Here is a 16,532-nt window from a genome sequence, read left to right as displayed (position 1 = left end):
GTGTACGGACCGGCCGCTGGGGCCGGTCCGTTACCCCAGGAGGACTCCATGAACGATGTCACGGTGACCGTGTCGGGCTTTGCCGGCAACACTCCCGCGCTGCACGTCTCGAAGGACGTGACCAAGGACCTCGAGTGGACCACGTTCCGCGTGGCCAGCACCCGGCGCTACGTGAACGACAACGGCGACTGGACCGACGGCGCGACGCTGTGGTTCACCGTCAAGGTCTGGCGGGCGTCCGCGCTGAACGTCATCAGGTCGGTGCGCACGGGCGTGCCGGTGGTGGTGACGGGCCGGCTCGAGGTCGACGAGTGGACCGGACCCGACGGCGGGCAGCGGACGGGCCTGGTGATCAACGCGACGGCGGTCGGCGTCGACGCGACCCGGGGCAAGGTGGAGTTCTCCCGCCTGGTGCACCACGACACGGTGCCCGAGGGCGCCCCGGGCAGCAGCGGCGGCCTGGCCGCGGTTCGCCCGGGCGACGGCGACCCGTTCGGGGTCGACGCTCCGCGTGACGAGACCGACCACGATGCGGAGGCAGCCGTCCGGACCCCCGAGCTGGTGAACGCGTAGGCTTGGGGCAGTCGTGCTCCGCGGTCCGCGGGTGCTGGGGATTCCCTGCGCGGACACCTGGCACCCGCGCCGTGTGAGCGCCCCCATCCGAAGTACCTACTGTGAACGGTGGAACACAGGCAGTGGCTGAGTACATCTACTCCATGTATAAGGCGCGTAAGGCGCACGGCGACAAGGTCATCCTCGATGACGTGTCGCTGAACTTCTTGCCCGGCGCCAAGATCGGCGTCGTCGGGCCGAACGGTGCCGGTAAGTCCACGATCCTGAAGATCATGGCCGGGCTGGACCAGCCGTCGAACGGTGAGGCGCGCCTCTCTCCCGGCTACAGCGTCGGCATCCTGCAGCAGGAGCCGCCGCTCAACGAGGAGAAGACGGTCCTGGGCAACGTCCAGGAGGCGGTCGGCGAGATCCTGGCCAAGAAGGCGCGGTTCGACGAGATCTCCGCCCTCATGGCGGAGCCCGACGCGGACTTCGACGCCCTGCTCGCCGAGATGGGCACGCTGCAGGAGGACATCGACGCCGCCGACGCGTGGGACCTCGACTCCCAGCTGGAGCAGGCGATGGACGCCCTGCGCTGCCCGCCGCCGGACGCCGACGTCACCGTGCTCTCCGGTGGTGAGCGCCGCCGCGTTGCGCTCTGCAAGCTGCTCCTGGAGAAGCCCGACCTGCTGCTCCTCGACGAGCCCACCAACCACCTCGACGCCGAGTCCGTGCTCTGGCTCGAGCAGCACCTCGCCGGCTACGCGGGTGCCGTCCTCGCCGTGACCCACGACCGGTACTTCCTCGACCACGTCGCCGAGTGGATCTGCGAGATCGACCGCGGGCGCCTCTACCCCTACGAGGGCAACTACTCGACGTACCTCGAGAAGAAGCAGGCGCGCCTGGCCGTCCAGGGCAAGAAGGACGCCAAGCTCTCCAAGCGCCTCAAGGAGGAGCTGGAGTGGGTGCGGTCGAACGCCAAGGGCCGCCAGGTCAAGTCCAAGGCGCGTCTGGCCCGCTACGAGGAGATGGCCGCGGAGGCGGAGCGCACCAAGAAGCTCGACTTCGAGGAGATCCAGATCCCCGCGGGACCCCGCATGGGTTCGCTGGTGCTGGAGGCGGAGAACCTGCAGAAGGGCTTCGGCGACCGCGTGCTCATCGACGGCCTGTCGTTCACGCTGCCGCGCAACGGCATCGTCGGCGTCATCGGCCCGAACGGTGTCGGTAAGACCACGCTGTTCAAGACCATCGTCGGCCTGGAGCCGCTGGACGGCGGCGAGCTCAAGATCGGCGACACCGTCTCGATCTCCTACGTCGACCAGTCGCGCGGCGGTATCGACCCCAAGAAGACCCTGTGGGAGGTCGTCTCCGACGGGCTCGACTTCATCAAGGTCGGCAACGTGGAGATCCCGTCCCGCGCCTACGTCGCGTCGTTCGGGTTCAAGGGTCCGGACCAGCAGAAGGCCGCCGGGGTGCTGTCCGGTGGTGAGCGCAACCGCCTCAACCTGGCGCTGACCCTCAAGCAGGGCGGCAACCTGCTGCTGCTCGACGAGCCCACCAACGACCTCGACGTCGAGACCCTCGGCTCCCTGGAGAACGCCCTGCTGGAGTTCCCCGGCTGCGCCGTCGTGGTCTCGCACGACCGGTGGTTCCTCGACCGGGTGGTGACGCACATCCTGGCCTACGAGGGCACGGAGGAGAACCCGGCGAACTGGTACTGGTTCGAGGGCAACTTCGAGTCGTACGAGGCGAACAAGGTCGAGCGCCTCGGTGCCGACGCGGCGCGCCCGCACCGGGTGACGTACCGCAAGCTCACCCGCGACTGACGACCGGAGCGTCGCACCAGCGACGTGCCACGAGGAGGGTCGTGGTCGGCGTCCCGGACGCCGACCACGGCCCTCTTCTGCGCCCTTCTGCGTTGAACGACCAGGGTCAAAAAGGTCATCCTTGCCGCATCGGGACATGTTCGACAAGATGCCGCAGTGAGCCCTGCCCTGCGACCCGGGTGGCGTGACCTTCCGCCTCCACTGCGTGCCCGCATCACCGACCTCCTCGGAGCCCGCGTGCTCACCGCCGGGTACCCGGGCGACTCCGGGGTGCTCCCCGGCGCGCTGTTCCAGGTGCAGACGTCACGGGGCAACGTGTTCATCAAGGCGCTCGGCACCGACCAGCAGGGTCCGCTGAAGTACCTGCGGCAGGAGATCGCGCTCTCGCCCCTGCTGCCCGACGCGGTGCCGCACCCCGAGCTCCTGTGGTCCATCGACGAGGTGCTGCCGAACCTCGGCACCTGGGTGGCGGTCGGGTACTCGATGCGTACCAAGGTGCGGCCGATCGATCTCTCCTGGCCCGAGGACGACGTCGCGACGCTCGTCCGGGTGGTGCGGTCGGTGGGGGAGGTCGAGGCCCCTCACGACCCCATGTTCCGGCCCGAGGAGGACGTGTTTCCCACGAACTCGTGGGCGGCGCTCGCCGACCAGCGGCCCGCCGGGCTCGCCCGGCACTCGCCGTGGCTGACGGACCGGCTGGAGGGCCTGGCGGAGATCGCCTCGCACGCCCCGGAGGCGATAGCGGGCAAGAGCCTGCAGCACGGCACGCTGCGCGTGCAGAACGTCCTGCTGCCCGCGGTGCCGGGGGAGAAGCCCTTGATCACCGACTGGATCCGGGGCAGCGTGGGCGCCCCGTACCTCGACCTGGTCGCCATGCTGCTGCACGTCCGGACCAACGACGGACCGCCGCCCGAGGCCACCCTGCGCCGGTACGGGTTGCCGCCCGGCACGGAACCCGATGCGGTGACGTGCTGGATCGCCGTGCTCGCGGGCCACTACCTGCAGGCCTCGATGGAGGCGGAGCAGCCCGACCTGCCCGAGCTGCGCGCCTATCAGCACCGGCTCGCCCGGACCGCGGTGTCCTGGTTGCAGACACGCCTCGGTTTCTGACTCGTCGCAGGTCACGCACCGCTGTTTGTGGTTTGCAGGGCGCACCTGCGTTGGGCACACTCCCGCCATGAGTGCTGTCCGGCGACCGGCGTGGTCCGATCTCCCTCCCTCTGTCCGTTCCCGGGTGAGCGAGACCATGGGGGGACGCGTGATCGGGTCTGCTCCGATGACCGGAACCGAGTCGTCGGGCACCTTGGAGGTGCTCCAGACGGCGGCGGGCCGGTCGATCGTCCGCGCGGTGGGCCCGGAGGCCCCGGTGACGCAGGACCGCATGGCCGCCGAGGCGGTCTCCGTGGCCACGCTGCCTGCCGACGTCCCGACCCTCCCCCGTGAGTGGTTCGTCGACGAGGTGCTGCCGGGGGCAGGACGCTGGGTGGTCCTCGGGTACCGCAACCAGTCCGTCCGCCCACCCCACGACCCCTGGGACGAGGCGGACCTCGCCGCGGCGGTCGAGCTCGCCATCCAGATCGGCACCAGCGAGGCACCGGCGGAGCTGCCCGACGCCGTCGACCTGATCGACGTCGACGCGTGGGCCACCATCGCGGCCATGCGGCCGCCCGGCCTGTCGGCCTTCACGCCGTGGCTGTCCGACAAGGTCGAGCACCTGGCCGAGATAGCCACCTACGCGAACGAGGCCATGTCCGGCACCAGCCTGGTGCACGGCGCGCTGCGCCGGGAGTCCATCCTGATCACCGACCACGGCTGGGACGCGACCAGCGCCCACGCGGTCGACTGGTTCATGCCGTCCCGTGGCGCGTCGTACCTCGACGTCGTGCTCCTGCTGCCGCACCTGCGGGTCGACGGTGCCCCGCCGCCGGAGGTGGTCATGGACCGGCACCCGCTGCCCGACGTCGACCCCGAGGCGCTGACCTGTGCGGTGACGGTCACCGCCGGAGCGCTCGTGCTCGAGTCGATGCGGCCGCCCCAGCCCGGCATACCGCACGGCCGCGCCGTGCAGCGCGAGGTGGCGCACGCGGCACTCGAATGGCTGCGTGCCCGACTGGGCGGCTGACCTCTTTGCCGCACGGCCGCGCCTGACCAGGGTCTCTGCGGCAGACTGTGCGGCATGACCGATCAGCCCGACGACGACGTCGCACCCGGCGCACCGGACCTGGCGGGCGGCCCGGAGCCGGCCGCCGTGCCCGGCGCCGAGCCTGCCGACGGGTCCGGCCTGGCCGGTGCGCTGGAGGTGCTGCGCGCCCGCCTCGGCGCGCTCCGGCTGCCGCTGGAGACCTCGGGCGTGGAGGTGGCCCGCACGGACCTGCGCCGGGCGACCGACCAGCTCGACGACTACCTGCTGCCCCGTCTGCGTGCGCAGAAGGCTCCGTTGCTCGTGGTGGTCGGCGGCTCGACGGGCGCGGGCAAGTCGACGCTCGTCAACTCGGTGCTCGGGGAACAGGTCACGCGACCCGGGGTGCTGCGTCCCACCACGAAGGCCCCGGTGCTGGTGCACCACCCGCTCGACGCGCGCTGGTTCTCCACGGACCGGGTGCTGCCCGGCCTGGCGCGGGTGACGGCGTCGGGCGGCGCGGCAGCCGGGGCACAGACGGCCGGGCCGGGGACCGCGCCGGCCGGCGGACCGGCGGGCGAGCCGAGCCGCACGCTGCGCCTCGTGCCCAGCGACGCGCTGCCCAAGGGCCTGGCGCTGCTGGACGCGCCGGACATCGACTCGGTCGACACCGCCAACCGGGAGCTCGCGGCGCAGCTGCTCGGGGCGGCAGACCTGTGGCTGTTCGTCACCACGTCGGCCCGGTACGCCGACGCGGTGCCGTGGGACCTGCTGCTGCAGGCCGCCGCGCGCAAGGCGCAGGTGGCGATGGTGCTGGACCGGGTGGACCCGGGCGCCGAGGCCACCGCCGACGACCTGCGGGACATGATGGTGGAGCACGGCCTGGCCGAGAGCCCGCTCTTCGTCGTCCCCGAGGCCGAGCTGGTCGACCGGATGCTGCCCGAGGAGGGCGTAGCGGAGGTGTCGCGGTGGCTCACCGGGCTGGGTGGCGACGCGGACGCCCGCGGGCGGGTCATCGCCGCGACCCGGGACGGCGTGGTGGACTCCCTGGTGGTACGGGCGGCCGCCCTGGCCGACGCCGCCGACGAGCAGCGCGCCGCCGACGTCCGGCTGCGGCACGCCGTGGACCGCGCCCATGCGGACGCGGTGGCGCAGGTGACGGCGGCGACGTCGGACGGCGCGCTGCTGCGCGGCGAGGTGCTCGCCCGCTGGCAGGACTTCGTGGGCACCGGTGAGTTCTTCCGCGCGGTCGAGGAGGGCATCGGCCGGTTCCGGGACGCGGTGGCCGGGTTCTTCCGGGGCAAGCCGAAGGAGGCGCCCCAGGTGGAGCAGGCGATCGCGCACGGTCTGGAGTCGGTGGTGCTCGACGCGGCGGAGGAGGCGGCGGAACGGTCCTACCAGGCCTGGCGGGGGGACGCCGCGGGTGCCGCGCTCCTGGAGGGCCTCGAGCTGTCGCGGACGCCGGCGGCGCTGCGCTCCGAGGTGGCCGGGCAGATCCGCGGGTGGCAGGGCGACGTCCTGGAGCTCGTCCGGGAGCAGGGCTCGGCCAAGCGCGGCACCGCCCGGGCGCTGTCCCTGGGCGTGAACGGCCTCGGTGTGGCGCTGATGGTCTTCGTGTTCGCCTCGACGGGCGGGCTCACCGGTGTCGAGGTCGGCATCGCAGGTGGGTCGGCGGTACTGGCCCAGCGGGTGCTGGAGGCGGTGTTCGGCGAGGATGCGGTGCGCCGGCTCGCCCTGCAGGCGCGCGACCGGCTGCGCGCCCGCATCCAGGCGGTCATGGACGGGCAGGCCGCGCGGTACACGGCCCAGCTCGACGCGCTCGGCTCCGCGGAGGCGGACGGCGCGCGTCTGCGCGCGGCGGCCGATGCCGTCGCGTCGGTCGCCGCGGCCGAACGCCGCGCTCGCGTGCGCACCGCCGAGGCGGTCCCGGGCGCAGGAGCCGAGGACCGCGCCGAGAGCGGGGCACTGCGCGGCGTCCACGCCCGTCCGGTGAGCGAGAACCTCGCGAAGGGGCGCACCGACCTGGCGGAGCAGCCGGCCCGGAAGGGCTTCTGGAAGCGGCTGTTCGGGGAGGAGGACCGGTGAGTCGGCTCGACCTCGGCGACCGGACCACGGCCCTCGACACGGCCGTCGAGGCCGCGGAGGGCCGGATCGATCCTGCCCTGCTGGACGAGGCGCGTGCCGTCGTGACCCGGGCGCGCGAGCGCGGCGGGCTGTCCGCCGAGCACACGGTGGTCGCTCTGGCGGGCGCCACGGGATCGGGCAAGTCGTCGGTCCTGAACGCGGTGGCCGGCGCCGACATCGCGCAGCCGGGCGTGCGCCGTCCGACGACCGCGCACCCGATGGCGGCCGTCTGGGGCGAGGGCGCCGACCCGTTGCTGGACTGGCTGGAGGTCGGCCGACGGCACCAGGTCGGTGCGGAGCCCGTGGAGGGTGAGTCCGTCGAGACCGGCGGGGGGCGCGTGCCGTTCCGCCGTCGGACGCCGGCCGGGGACACCACGGGGCTGGTGCTGCTGGACCTGCCCGACCACGACTCGATAGTGACCGAGCACCGCATGCGGGCCGAGCGGCTGGTGCAGCGCGCCGACCTGCTGGTCTGGGTGGTCGACCCGCAGAAGTACGCGGACGCCGCGCTGCACGAAGGGTTCCTGCGCCCCCTCGCGGGGCACGCGGAGGTGGTGGTCGTGGCGCTCAACCAGGCCGACCGCCTCACACCGGACGAGACGTCGGCGATGCTCGCGGACCTCGAGCGGCTGTTGACCGAGGACGGGCTGGCCGGGGCGCGCGTGCTTGCGGTGTCCGCCAGGACGGGCCAGGGCATGGACGATCTCCGGACCCTGCTCGCGAAGGCGGCGGCGAAGCGCGAGGCCGCGACGGCCCGGCTCGCCGCGGACGAGCGGACCGTGGCACAGCGGATCATGGACGAGTGCGGTACTCCGCCGCCCTCCCGCCTGGCGAACCAGGCCCGGGGTGACCTCGTCGCGGCCCTCGAGGCGGCGGCAGGGGTGCCCACCGTGGTCGATGCCGTGCGGGCCTCCGCCCGCCGCGACGCGCGGGCCGCGACCGGCTGGCCCCTGACCCGCTGGGTCGGGCGGCTGCGCAAGGACCCGTTGCGGCGGCTCGGGCTGCGGTCGACGGACCGGGAGCAGCGGGCGCCGTCGGACCGGGACGACCTGGTGCGGACCTCGCTGCCCACGGCGCGGCCGGCGGTGCGGTCCGCCGCGGCGTCGGCGGTGCGGCGCTACGTCGAGGAGGTGACGCCCGGTGTCGCGGACCCCTGGGTCCTGGCCGCGCGCTCGCGCGCCCAGGCGGGCATCGACCAGCTGCCCGACGCGCTCGACCAGGCCGTCGCGGCGACCCGCGTGGAGGTGTCCCGCCGGCCCGTGTGGTGGTCGCTGGTCAACGTCGTCCAGTGGGCCCTGGTCGCCGCGGTGGTGACGGGCCTCGTGTGGCTGTTCGTGCTGTTCGGCTTCGCGTACCTGCAGCTCCCGCCGCCGCCGACACCCGTGCTGACCTTGCCGGCGTGGTCGGGCGGCGACGGCGTCGTGTTCCCCGGGGCGCCGGAGTCCGGCACGGGGGACGGGCTCGGCGTCGACCCGTTCCGGATCCCGTGGCCCACCCTCCTGGTGCTGGGCGGGCTCGTGCTCGGCCTGCTCCTCGCGCTGGTGTGCCGCGCGTTCGGCGCGCTGGGCGCCCGCCGCCGGGCGAGCGGCGCCCGACGGCGCCTCCGGCAGTCGGTCGCGACGGTCGCCGACCGGCTGGTGCGCACCCCGGTGGGGGAGGAGCTGTCCCAGCTGGCGAGCTGCCGGGCGGCAGCGACGGTCGCCGCGAGCTGACCCGGGTTCAGCCGCGGTGCCGGAACGTGACCGGCTCCTCCTCGAACTCCTTCCACGCCAGCCGCTCGCCCTCGGTGAGCCGGCGCGGCTGGTTCGTGGCGGCGTCCACGAAGACGAGCGTGGTGGTGGCGCGCGCGTAGGGCTTGCCGCCCGACGTCGGCCCGGTCTTCGCCATGCCGGCCGTGCCGTCGTGCACCTCGTAGCAGACCTCGGCGCTCGCGCCGCCGATCCGGCCGAGCCACATCTCGACGCGCACCGGCGTCCTGGTGAACAGCAGCGGCCGCAGGTACTCGATGCGCTGGCCCGCCACGAGGGTGTGCGAGTCGGCGTCGGGCCCGGTGGGGACCACCGCCGTCGGCCAGGCCTCGCCCTCCGGTGCCTCGGGGTGGAGCCAGAAGGCTGTGATCCGGGCGTCCTCCAGCAGGCGGAACATCGCGACGTTGTTGACGTGGGCGTACGCGTCGAGGTCGGACCAGCGCAGCGTGACGGGGACGTGGAGGCGTGTCATGGTGACCATTTTCCTCCGCGCCGCGCCGTCGTGCGGTCGTGGCCGGCCGACGGCGGCGTGAGGAGGGTCACGACCCTAGGACGCCCGGGCGTCGTGCGTGGCGCGGTTCTCGAGCACCGCGTCCATGTGCGCCTCCGCCCAGCCCTTGAGGCTGCGCACCAGCTGGTGCAGCGAGATGCCGAGATCGGTCAGCTCGTAGGTGACCGTGACCGGCACGGTCGCCGTCGCGGTGCGGGTGATGAGGCCGTCGCGCTCCAGGGAGCGCAGGGTCTGCGTGAGCATCTTCTGGCTGACGCCCGCCAGCCGGCGGGCGAGCTCCGAGTAGCGCATCGGCCGGGGACCGCCGGCGTGATCGGCGCCCGGCTCGGGCGGGGGGTAGCCGCCCAGCGCGCTCACGGTCAGCGTGACCCACTTGTTCGAGATCTGGTCCAGCAGCATGCGGCTCGGGCAGGCCTGCAGGAACGCGTCGTACTCCGCCTTCGCCTGCGCCCGCTTCTCGGCCGCCGTCATCGTGGCCATCCTTCGCTCCTCTCACCCATGGGTGGGTTACGAACTTCCAGGTGCCTACTTCCGTTCAGGAAGTTACCTCACGATGCTGGTTCGGGGCGCCACCCGGCGCCCATCTCGTTCGAGACTAGGGATCGCATTGAGCACTCTCACCACACCGCTGCCCGGGGGCACCTGGACCCTGGGCGACCTGTCCGTGACCCGGTTCGGCTACGGCGCCATGCAGCTCGCGGGCCCCGGGGTCATGGGCCCGCCGGCCGACCGCGACGGCGCCCTCGCCGTCCTGCGCAGGGCTGTCGACCTCGGGATCACCCATATCGACACCAGCGACGCGTACGGGCCCGGGATCACCAACGAGCTGATCCGCGAGGCGCTGCACCCGTACCCCGAGTCGCTGCACGTGATGACCAAGGTCGGCGCCCACCGCGACGAGCAGGGCGGCTGGCCCCCGGCGCGCCGCCCGGACGAGCTGCGCCGTGCCGTCCACGACAACCTCGACGGCCTCGGCGTCGACGTGCTCGACCTGGTGAACCTGCGGCTCGGCAACGCCGAGGGGCCGCAGGAAGGCTCGATCGCCGAGGCGTTCGAGACCCTCGTCGAGCTGCAGGAGGAAGGGCTGGTCCGGCACCTCGGCCTGAGCAACGCGACCACCGAGCAGGTCGCCGAGGCGCGGGCGATCGCCCCGATCGTGTGCGTGCAGAACATGTACAACCTCGCCCACCGGCACGACGACGAGCTGATCGACGCGCTCGCCGGTGCCGGCATCGCCTACGTGCCCTTCTTCCCGCTGGGTGGGTTCAGCCCGCTCCAGTCGGCGGAGCTCTCGGCCGTGGCCGCCCGGCTGTCCGCCACGCCGATGTCCGTCGCCCTGGCCTGGCTGCTGCACCGGTCGCCGAACATCCTGCTGATCCCCGGCACCTCGTCGGTGGCGCACCTGCGGGAGAACCTCGCGGGCGCGGGGCTCCGGCTCACTGCCGCCGACCTCGCGGAGCTGGACCGGATCGGCCGCTGACCGGACTGAGTAGCCCTCAGTGTGTCCGAATTGGTAGATTCATCCCCCTTGGTTTCGGCCACGGAGGAACAGGTGGATCTGCCCAGGCACTACTACGACCCGGTCACCCTGCACGAGGTGATCGACGACGTCCCGGCTGCCCGGGCGTACCTCGCCGAGCTGGCGGGCTGCCCCGAGCGGGAAGCGCCGAGCACGCTGGCGGTCCGCGTGCCGCTCACTCGTGCGCTCGCCGTGGAGGCGGACGACCCGGACACCGAGCTGGCCGAGGCCGAGCGCCTCGGCTGGCTCGCCGTGCGCCTGCAGGGCGGACCGGCCCGGGACGCGGAGGCGGCGCACTCGCACGCCTCCGACGTGCCGCTCGGCGCCGTCGCGCCCCTCCTGCGGCTGGCGCACGTGCTGCAGTGGCGCCACCGGTTCGCGGAGGCGGACCTGCTGTTCGGGCTGGCTCTCGAGGCTGCCCACCACTACGGCGAGCACGCCGCGAGCGTCGAGCACGCGCACCGGCTCGAGTACCTCGCCCTGCTCCACTGGGGCAGGTGCCGGTACGACCAGGCGCTCGAGGTGCACGTCGACCAGGCCCGTCCGTACCTCGGCGAGGCCCTCGCCCTGTTCGAGCGCGCTCTGGAGCTACGGGTCGAGGCCGGTGTGGCCGCGGAGCAGGTCGAGGTCACCCGGCAGGCGATCCGAGCCGTCCGCGACCGGCTGGTCGAGCTGGGGGCCTAGCCGGGCAGCCGGATCATGCCCTCCTGGCCCGCCGAGGCCACGAGCGCACCGTCCTGCGTGTAGACCTTCGCGGTGCCCAGGGCGCGGCCGCCCTGCGCGGTGGGCGAGGTCTGGACGAACAGCATCCACTCGTCCACCTGGACGTCGCGGTGCCACCACATGCCGTGGTCGAGGCTGGCCATCGGCACGGACGCGCCGACGTCCTGCCACGACTTGCCGGCCGCGCGCATGGCGGGCTCGAGCATGAGCTGGTCGCACGCGAAGGCCAGCAGGGCGCGGTGCATGGCCTGCTCCTTGATGCCGAGGGGACGGCGGGTGCGCATCCACACCATCTGGGTGGCGGGCGGCGTGCGGCGGTCGGCCACCGCGGTGTCCGGACGCAGGTACAGCGAGCCGCCCACGTGCCGCAACTCGAACGCGGAGTCCGCCCAGAACTGGGCGCGCACGTCGGCGCCCTCCGGCAGGGTCGCGAGCTCGTCGAGCGCCGAGCCGACCTCGTCGGGTGCGGGGACGCCGTCGGGCATCGGCATCATGTGCTCGTAGCCCGGCTGGTCCTCCTGGAAGGACGCGATCATCGACAGGATCGGCTTGCCGAACTGGATGGCGTGCGTGCGGCGGGCGCTGAACGACCGCCCGTCCCGCAGGCGTTCCACCGCGAAGTCGATGGGCTCCTCCACGCGTCCCTCCCGCAGGAAGTAGCCGTGCAGCGAGTGGATCAGGCGGCCTTCGGGCACGGTGCGGTCCGCGGCCAGGATGGCCTGGGCGAGCACCTGCCCGCCGTAGGCGCGGTTGGCCGGGCCGGGCATGCTGTCCCCGCGCAGCACGTCCTCCTCGCCGCGTGGACCCCAGCCCTCGAGGTGCCGCAGGTCGAGCACCTGCAGCAGGCGGTCCAGCGCGTCCGGCGGGCCGTCCGAGGCGGCGGTGGGGATCGGATCAGGGGTGGTGGCGTCCACGGGCGGGCGTCTCCTCGTCGTTCCTGGTCAGTCTTCGAACGTGTTGATCATGCTGAAGGCGGCGCGCTCCAGGTAGTCCCACAGCTGCGACTCGTGGATCGGCGCGAGACCGAGCGAGTCCACGGCGGTCCGCATGTGCGCGAGCCAGCGGTCGCGCGCGTCGGGGTTGACCTTGAAGGGCACGTGCCGCATGCGCAGGCGCGGGTGCCCGCGCTGCGCCGAGTAGGTGTTGGGGCCGCCCCAGTACTGCTCGAGGAACATCGTCAGCCGTTCCTTCGCTGGCCCCAGGTCCTCCTCGGGATACATGGGGCGCAGTACCGGGTCGTCGGCGACGCCGTCGTAGAAGGCGTCGACGAGACGGACGAACGTGTCGTGGCCTCCGACGGCGTCGAAGAAGGATTCCTGTGTCACCCTCGTCATCCTGCCACTCGACCGTGACAGCCCGATGTCCGTCACGTGAAACGGAGTCTCATGTGATCGATTCGACAGGAGCACGGGCGAAACGCTTGCCAGCAGCGCTACGCTGGGCGCAGACCTGCAGCGACGCACGGTGGGAGTTGAGACATGACCAAGGCTGACCAGATCCTTGCGGCACTCGGGGGGACGTCGAACGTCGTCGAGCTGGAGCCGTGCATCACGCGGCTCCGGGTCGAGGTGAGCGACCCCTCCCTCGTGGACGAGCCAGGGCTGAAGTCGTCCGGCGCGTTCGGCGTGGTCCGGTCCGGCCGGGTGGTCCAGGTGATCGTCGGGCCCGAGGCGGACAACCTCGCCGCGGAGCTCGACACGCTCAGAGTGTGACGCAGGAGCCCGGGAACCAGGTCCCGGGAGCAGTCCGACGCCGTGCTCGATGGTGAGCCCGGCAGCATGACCGCGCGGGCCCGGGCCACCGGGCCCGTGACGGGCCTCACGATCCGGTGGCCGCACCTGACCACGAGGCGAACGCCGTGTGAAGGTCGCGCAGTAGTCCCTTGCACCGACACCGAACTGTCCGAATCGGGTCCCGGACGCGAGTAGGTTGGCAGGCGTGTTCGAGTCTCTTGCTGCCTCCATCTTCGACAGCGCCGAGGACTTCTGGTCCTGGTTCCTGGGCATCCCGCTGCGGGTGATCCTGACCCTCGTGATCGGCATGATCGCGATCTACGTCCTGCGGCGCGTCATCACCTCTCTGACCGAGCGCATCGCCCTCGGGCAGAAGCCGCGGACGGTCGAGCGCACGGCCGACCTCGCCGGCACCGCGACCGGTGGCGAGCCCACGCCGGGCATGACCGCGCCTGGCGCGGCCGAGAAGCGGCGCCGCAAGAACATGCTGATGTCGCCGCAAGCGCTCGCCGACGTCCTGAACGCCGCCAACCCGCGGGCCGCCGAACGGCGCGCCCAGCGCGCCCGCACCGTCGGCTCGGTGCTCAACTCGTCGGTCAACATCGTGGTCGGCACGGTCATCGTGCTGTCGGTCCTGCAGACCCTCGGTGCCGATATCGCGCCGCTCCTGGCGGGCGCCGGTGTGGCCGGCGTCGCCCTCGGCTTCGGCGCGCAGAGCCTGGTCAAGGACTTCCTCTCCGGCATCTTCCTGCTGATCGAGGACCAGTTCGGCGTGGGCGACTTCGTGAACCTCGACGGCGGCGTGATCGGCACCGTCGAGGCGATGGGCCTGCGGCTGACCCAGGTGCGCGCGTTCGACGGCACCCTCTGGTACGTCCGCAACGGCGAGATCCTGCGCGCCGGCAACAGCACGCAGGAGTGGAGCCGTGCGGTCGCCTCCGTGCAGGTCCCGCTCGGCACGGACGTGGACGTCGTCCGGGCCGCTCTGGGCCGCGCCGTCGACCGCGTGCAGAACGACCCGGAGATCGCCGACAGCCTGCTGGAGACGCCCTCCGTGCGCGGCGTCGACGCGGTGGACCGCATGGGTCTGACCTTCACGCTGCACGCCCAGGTGCGCCCGGCGCAGCAGTGGCTCGTCGCCCGGTCGCTGCGTGCGGCCGCCCACGGGGCCCTGCTCGACGCCGGTGTGGTGCTGGCGACGTCCACGGTCCCGTACGAGAACGGCCCCGCCGAAGCCTGAGAGCCAGGCCCTGTGTGCGTGTGGTCGGCAGAACGTCGCATGGTCGGCAGCCCGGAATGCCGATGATCTGACGTCTTGCCGACCACACGGGCTCCGCGGCCGCCCCGTGTCAATTCGTCGGACACGCCCGCGTTGCGCCCGATGAGCGCGCGTAGATGGCAGGATCTTTCCTTGTGACCGACGAACCGATGCCCGGGTCCACCGGAGACGGCTCTCCCGTGCCGGAGGAGCTGGCCGAGCTGGCGACCGCCCACGGCGTGCAGTGCGAGTACACCGACCATGACGGCCGCGTGCAGCAGGTCAGTGCGTCGACGGTCGTCGCGGTGCTGGAAGCGCTCGACGTGCCGGCGTCGACCCCCGCAGCCGTCGCCGCGAGCCTCGACCGCGCCCGCGACGACGCGTGGCGTTCGATGCTGCCGCCGACCATCGTGCTCCGCGAGGGTGCGGAGGTGCAGGTCCCCGTGCACGTCGCGGACGGTGCGGACGTGACCGCCTGGGTCGAGCTCGAGCAGTCCGACCAGCCGGCGGTGCCCGCGAGTGCCACGCCGTGGCGCGTGACGGCACCGCAGGCGACCGCGACGGGCTCGTTCGCGACGGTGCGGGGCCCCCGGGTCCAGCTGCGTCAGGCCGACGTCTACGCGGAGCCGCGCACCGTGGACAGCCGCAAGGTCGGCCGCGCGACGTTCGCCGTCCCGGCGGACCTTCCGCTCGGCTGGCACACGTTGCACGCCGAGTCGGGCGGACAGACGGCGCAGACCTCGCTCGTCGTCACCCCGGCGCGGCTGGAGCTGCGCAAGAAGGTCGCCCGCAAGCAGGCCTGGGGCTTCATGGTCCAGCTCTACTCGGTGCGGTCCCGCGACTCCTGGGGCATGGGCGATCTCGCCGACCTGGGCGACCTCGCCTGGCAGACGGCGCACAACGGCGGGGCGGACTTCGTCGGCATCAACCCGCTGCACGCCACCGGGCCGGTGGTGCCGCTGACGCCGAGCCCGTATCTACCGACGTCGCGCCGGTTCATGTCGCCGCTGTACATCCGTGTCGAGGACATTCGTGAGACGGCGTACCTCTCTGCCGCCGACCGGTCGCTCGTCGAGTGGGCCGCCGAGCCCGTCCGCGAGCTCTCCGAGGACTCCGGGCCGATCGACCGGGACGCCGTCTGGGAGGCGAAGAAGGCGGCGCTCGAGGTCGTGTACACGGCGCCGCGGTCCGCGGCCCGGCAGACGGCGTTCGACGAGTTCGTGCTGGCGCAGGGCAAGGGCCTGATCGATTTCGCGACCTGGTGCGCCATCACGGAGCACCTCGACGGCAGGGACTGGCCGGCAGAGCTCGGCGACCCGAGCGCGTCCGGCGTGACCACGCTGCGCAACGCGCTGTCGGAACGGGTCCAGTTCTACTGCTGGCTCCAGTGGGTGGCGGACGAGCAGCTGCGCGCGGCACACCGCACGGGTCTCGACGCCGGCATGCGCCTCGGTCTGCTGAAGGACCTCGCCGTCGGCTCGGCACCGGACGGTGCCGACGCGTGGGCGGACGCCGGCGTGCTCGCCCGCGGGGTGTCCGTGGGCGCCCCGCCGGACATGTACAACCAGCAGGGCCAGAACTGGACCCAGCCGCCGTGGCACCCGCGCGCCCTGGCGCGAGCGGGCTACGCGCCCTACCGCGAGATGCTGCGTACGGTGCTGCGGCACTGCGGCGCGCTGCGCATCGACCACGTGCTCGGGCTCTTCCGGCTGTGGTGGATCCCGGGCGGAGCACGCGCGTCGGCCGGCGCGTACGTCACCTACGACCACGAGGCCCTGATCGGCATCCTGTGCCTGGAGGCGCAGCGTGCCGGGGTGGCGGTCATCGGCGAGGACCTGGGCACGTTCGAGCCGTGGATCCGCGACTATCTCGCCGAGCGCGGCATCCTGGGCACCTCCGTGCTGCTCTTCGAGCGCGACGACGCCGGTGCGCCCGTCGAGCCGGAGGCGTACCGTGCGGGAGCGCTGGCGACGGTGACCACGCACGACCTGCCGCCGACGGCCGGGTATCTCGCGGGCGAGCACGTCGACCTGCGCGAGCGGCTCGAGCTGCTCACGGAGGACGCCACGATTCTCCGGGGACGCGCGAGAGCGGAGCGCGAGTCCTTGGTGGAGGCGCTGTCCCGCCGTGGCCTCACGACGTTCGACCCCTCCGAACGCGAGCTGGTCGAGGGCCTGCACCGCTATCTGAAGGACACGCCGTCGGCGCTCGTCGGCGTGTACCTCACCGATGCGGTCGGGGAGCGGCGCACGCAGAACCAGCCCGGCACCGACGCCGAGTACCCGAACTGGAAGGTGCCGCTGGCCGACTCCGCCGGGAGCGTGGTGCTGCTGGAGGACCTGTTCAGCAACGCCCGGCTGCGGTCGCTCGTGGCCGTCATGAACGAGGACGAGGACCTCGACCTGCCGAGGTAGAACCG

Annotated in this window: 15 protein-coding genes; 11 read left to right on the top strand and 4 right to left on the bottom strand. The window is 72.8% G+C overall.

Annotated features, from left to right (window positions below):
- Nucleotides 1–48: 48 nt before the first annotated feature.
- The 6 genes from ACFSL2_RS10230 (at nt 49) to ACFSL2_RS10205 (ending at nt 8,333) form a co-directional block, all read left to right on the top strand.
- Nucleotides 49–573 carry a single-stranded DNA-binding protein gene (locus ACFSL2_RS10230; RefSeq protein WP_377197758.1) on the top strand — a complete coding sequence of 175 codons (525 nt, stop codon included), beginning with the start codon at nt 49–51 and terminating at the stop codon, nt 571–573.
- A gap of 122 nt (nt 574–695) precedes the next feature.
- Nucleotides 696–2,378, top strand: a complete 1,683-nt coding sequence (gene ettA, locus ACFSL2_RS10225) for an energy-dependent translational throttle protein EttA (RefSeq protein WP_377197757.1) — start codon at nt 696–698, stop codon at nt 2,376–2,378.
- Between the two features lie 156 nt (nt 2,379–2,534).
- A complete protein-coding gene (locus ACFSL2_RS10220) occupies nt 2,535–3,488 on the top strand; it encodes a phosphotransferase (RefSeq protein WP_377197756.1) in 954 nt (317 codons plus the stop codon).
- A gap of 166 nt (nt 3,489–3,654) precedes the next feature.
- On the top strand, nt 3,655–4,500 hold the full coding sequence (locus ACFSL2_RS10215; protein WP_377197755.1) for a hypothetical protein: 846 nt from the start codon (nt 3,655–3,657) through the stop codon (nt 4,498–4,500).
- A 54-nt stretch (nt 4,501–4,554) separates the two neighbouring features.
- Nucleotides 4,555–6,582, top strand: coding sequence for a dynamin family protein (locus ACFSL2_RS10210; RefSeq protein ID WP_377197754.1), 2,028 nt, complete (start codon nt 4,555–4,557; stop codon nt 6,580–6,582).
- On the top strand, nt 6,579–8,333 hold the full coding sequence (locus tag ACFSL2_RS10205) for a GTPase family protein (protein ID WP_377197753.1): 1,755 nt from the start codon (nt 6,579–6,581) through the stop codon (nt 8,331–8,333). The genes ACFSL2_RS10210 and ACFSL2_RS10205 overlap by 4 nt, the downstream gene beginning before the upstream one ends.
- Before the next feature lie 7 nt (nt 8,334–8,340).
- On the opposite strand, the gene ACFSL2_RS10200 is transcribed toward ACFSL2_RS10205, so the two are convergent.
- Together ACFSL2_RS10200 and ACFSL2_RS10195 are read right to left on the bottom strand one after the other, a co-directional pair.
- A complete protein-coding gene (locus ACFSL2_RS10200) occupies nt 8,341–8,841 on the bottom strand; it encodes an acyl-CoA thioesterase (protein WP_377197752.1) in 501 nt (166 codons plus the stop codon).
- 75 nt (nt 8,842–8,916) lie between these two features.
- A complete protein-coding gene (locus ACFSL2_RS10195; RefSeq protein ID WP_377197751.1) occupies nt 8,917–9,360 on the bottom strand; it encodes a winged helix-turn-helix transcriptional regulator in 444 nt (147 codons plus the stop codon).
- A 127-nt stretch (nt 9,361–9,487) separates the two neighbouring features.
- Between ACFSL2_RS10195 and ACFSL2_RS10190 the strand changes: the two genes are divergently transcribed.
- Together ACFSL2_RS10190 and ACFSL2_RS10185 are read left to right on the top strand one after the other, a co-directional pair.
- Nucleotides 9,488–10,360: an aldo/keto reductase family oxidoreductase gene (locus ACFSL2_RS10190; RefSeq protein ID WP_377197750.1), complete on the top strand. Its 873-nt coding sequence runs from the start codon at nt 9,488–9,490 to the stop codon at nt 10,358–10,360.
- Between the two features lie 72 nt (nt 10,361–10,432).
- Nucleotides 10,433–11,083, top strand: coding sequence for a hypothetical protein (locus ACFSL2_RS10185; RefSeq protein ID WP_377197749.1), 651 nt, complete (start codon nt 10,433–10,435; stop codon nt 11,081–11,083).
- On the opposite strand, the gene ACFSL2_RS10180 is transcribed toward ACFSL2_RS10185, so the two are convergent.
- Both ACFSL2_RS10180 and ACFSL2_RS10175 read right to left on the bottom strand, forming a co-directional pair.
- Nucleotides 11,080–12,036: an acyl-CoA thioesterase gene (locus tag ACFSL2_RS10180; protein ID WP_377197748.1), complete on the bottom strand. Its 957-nt coding sequence runs from the start codon at nt 12,034–12,036 to the stop codon at nt 11,080–11,082. The genes ACFSL2_RS10185 and ACFSL2_RS10180 overlap by 4 nt on opposite strands.
- Before the next feature lie 27 nt (nt 12,037–12,063).
- Nucleotides 12,064–12,456 carry a globin gene (locus ACFSL2_RS10175; RefSeq protein WP_377197747.1) on the bottom strand — a complete coding sequence of 131 codons (393 nt, stop codon included), beginning with the start codon at nt 12,454–12,456 and terminating at the stop codon, nt 12,064–12,066.
- Nucleotides 12,457–12,600: 144 nt separating this feature from the next.
- Between ACFSL2_RS10175 and ACFSL2_RS10170 the strand changes: the two genes are divergently transcribed.
- The 3 genes from ACFSL2_RS10170 (at nt 12,601) to malQ (ending at nt 16,527) form a co-directional block, all read left to right on the top strand.
- Entirely contained in the window at nt 12,601–12,834 is a 234-nt protein-coding gene (locus ACFSL2_RS10170) for a PTS sugar transporter subunit IIB (RefSeq protein ID WP_020018155.1), read from the top strand.
- Between the two features lie 226 nt (nt 12,835–13,060).
- Nucleotides 13,061–14,095 carry a mechanosensitive ion channel family protein gene (locus ACFSL2_RS10165; protein WP_377197746.1) on the top strand — a complete coding sequence of 345 codons (1,035 nt, stop codon included), beginning with the start codon at nt 13,061–13,063 and terminating at the stop codon, nt 14,093–14,095.
- Between the two features lie 188 nt (nt 14,096–14,283).
- Nucleotides 14,284–16,527 carry a 4-alpha-glucanotransferase gene (gene malQ, locus ACFSL2_RS10160; protein WP_377200798.1) on the top strand — a complete coding sequence of 748 codons (2,244 nt, stop codon included), beginning with the start codon at nt 14,284–14,286 and terminating at the stop codon, nt 16,525–16,527.
- Nucleotides 16,528–16,532: the final 5 nt, after the last annotated feature.

This window comes from Promicromonospora aerolata, assembly GCF_042682255.1.
GTDB classification, from domain to species: Bacteria; Actinomycetota; Actinomycetes; order Actinomycetales; family Cellulomonadaceae; genus Promicromonospora; species Promicromonospora aerolata.
This window is presented reverse-complemented; position numbering and strand designations above follow the sequence as displayed.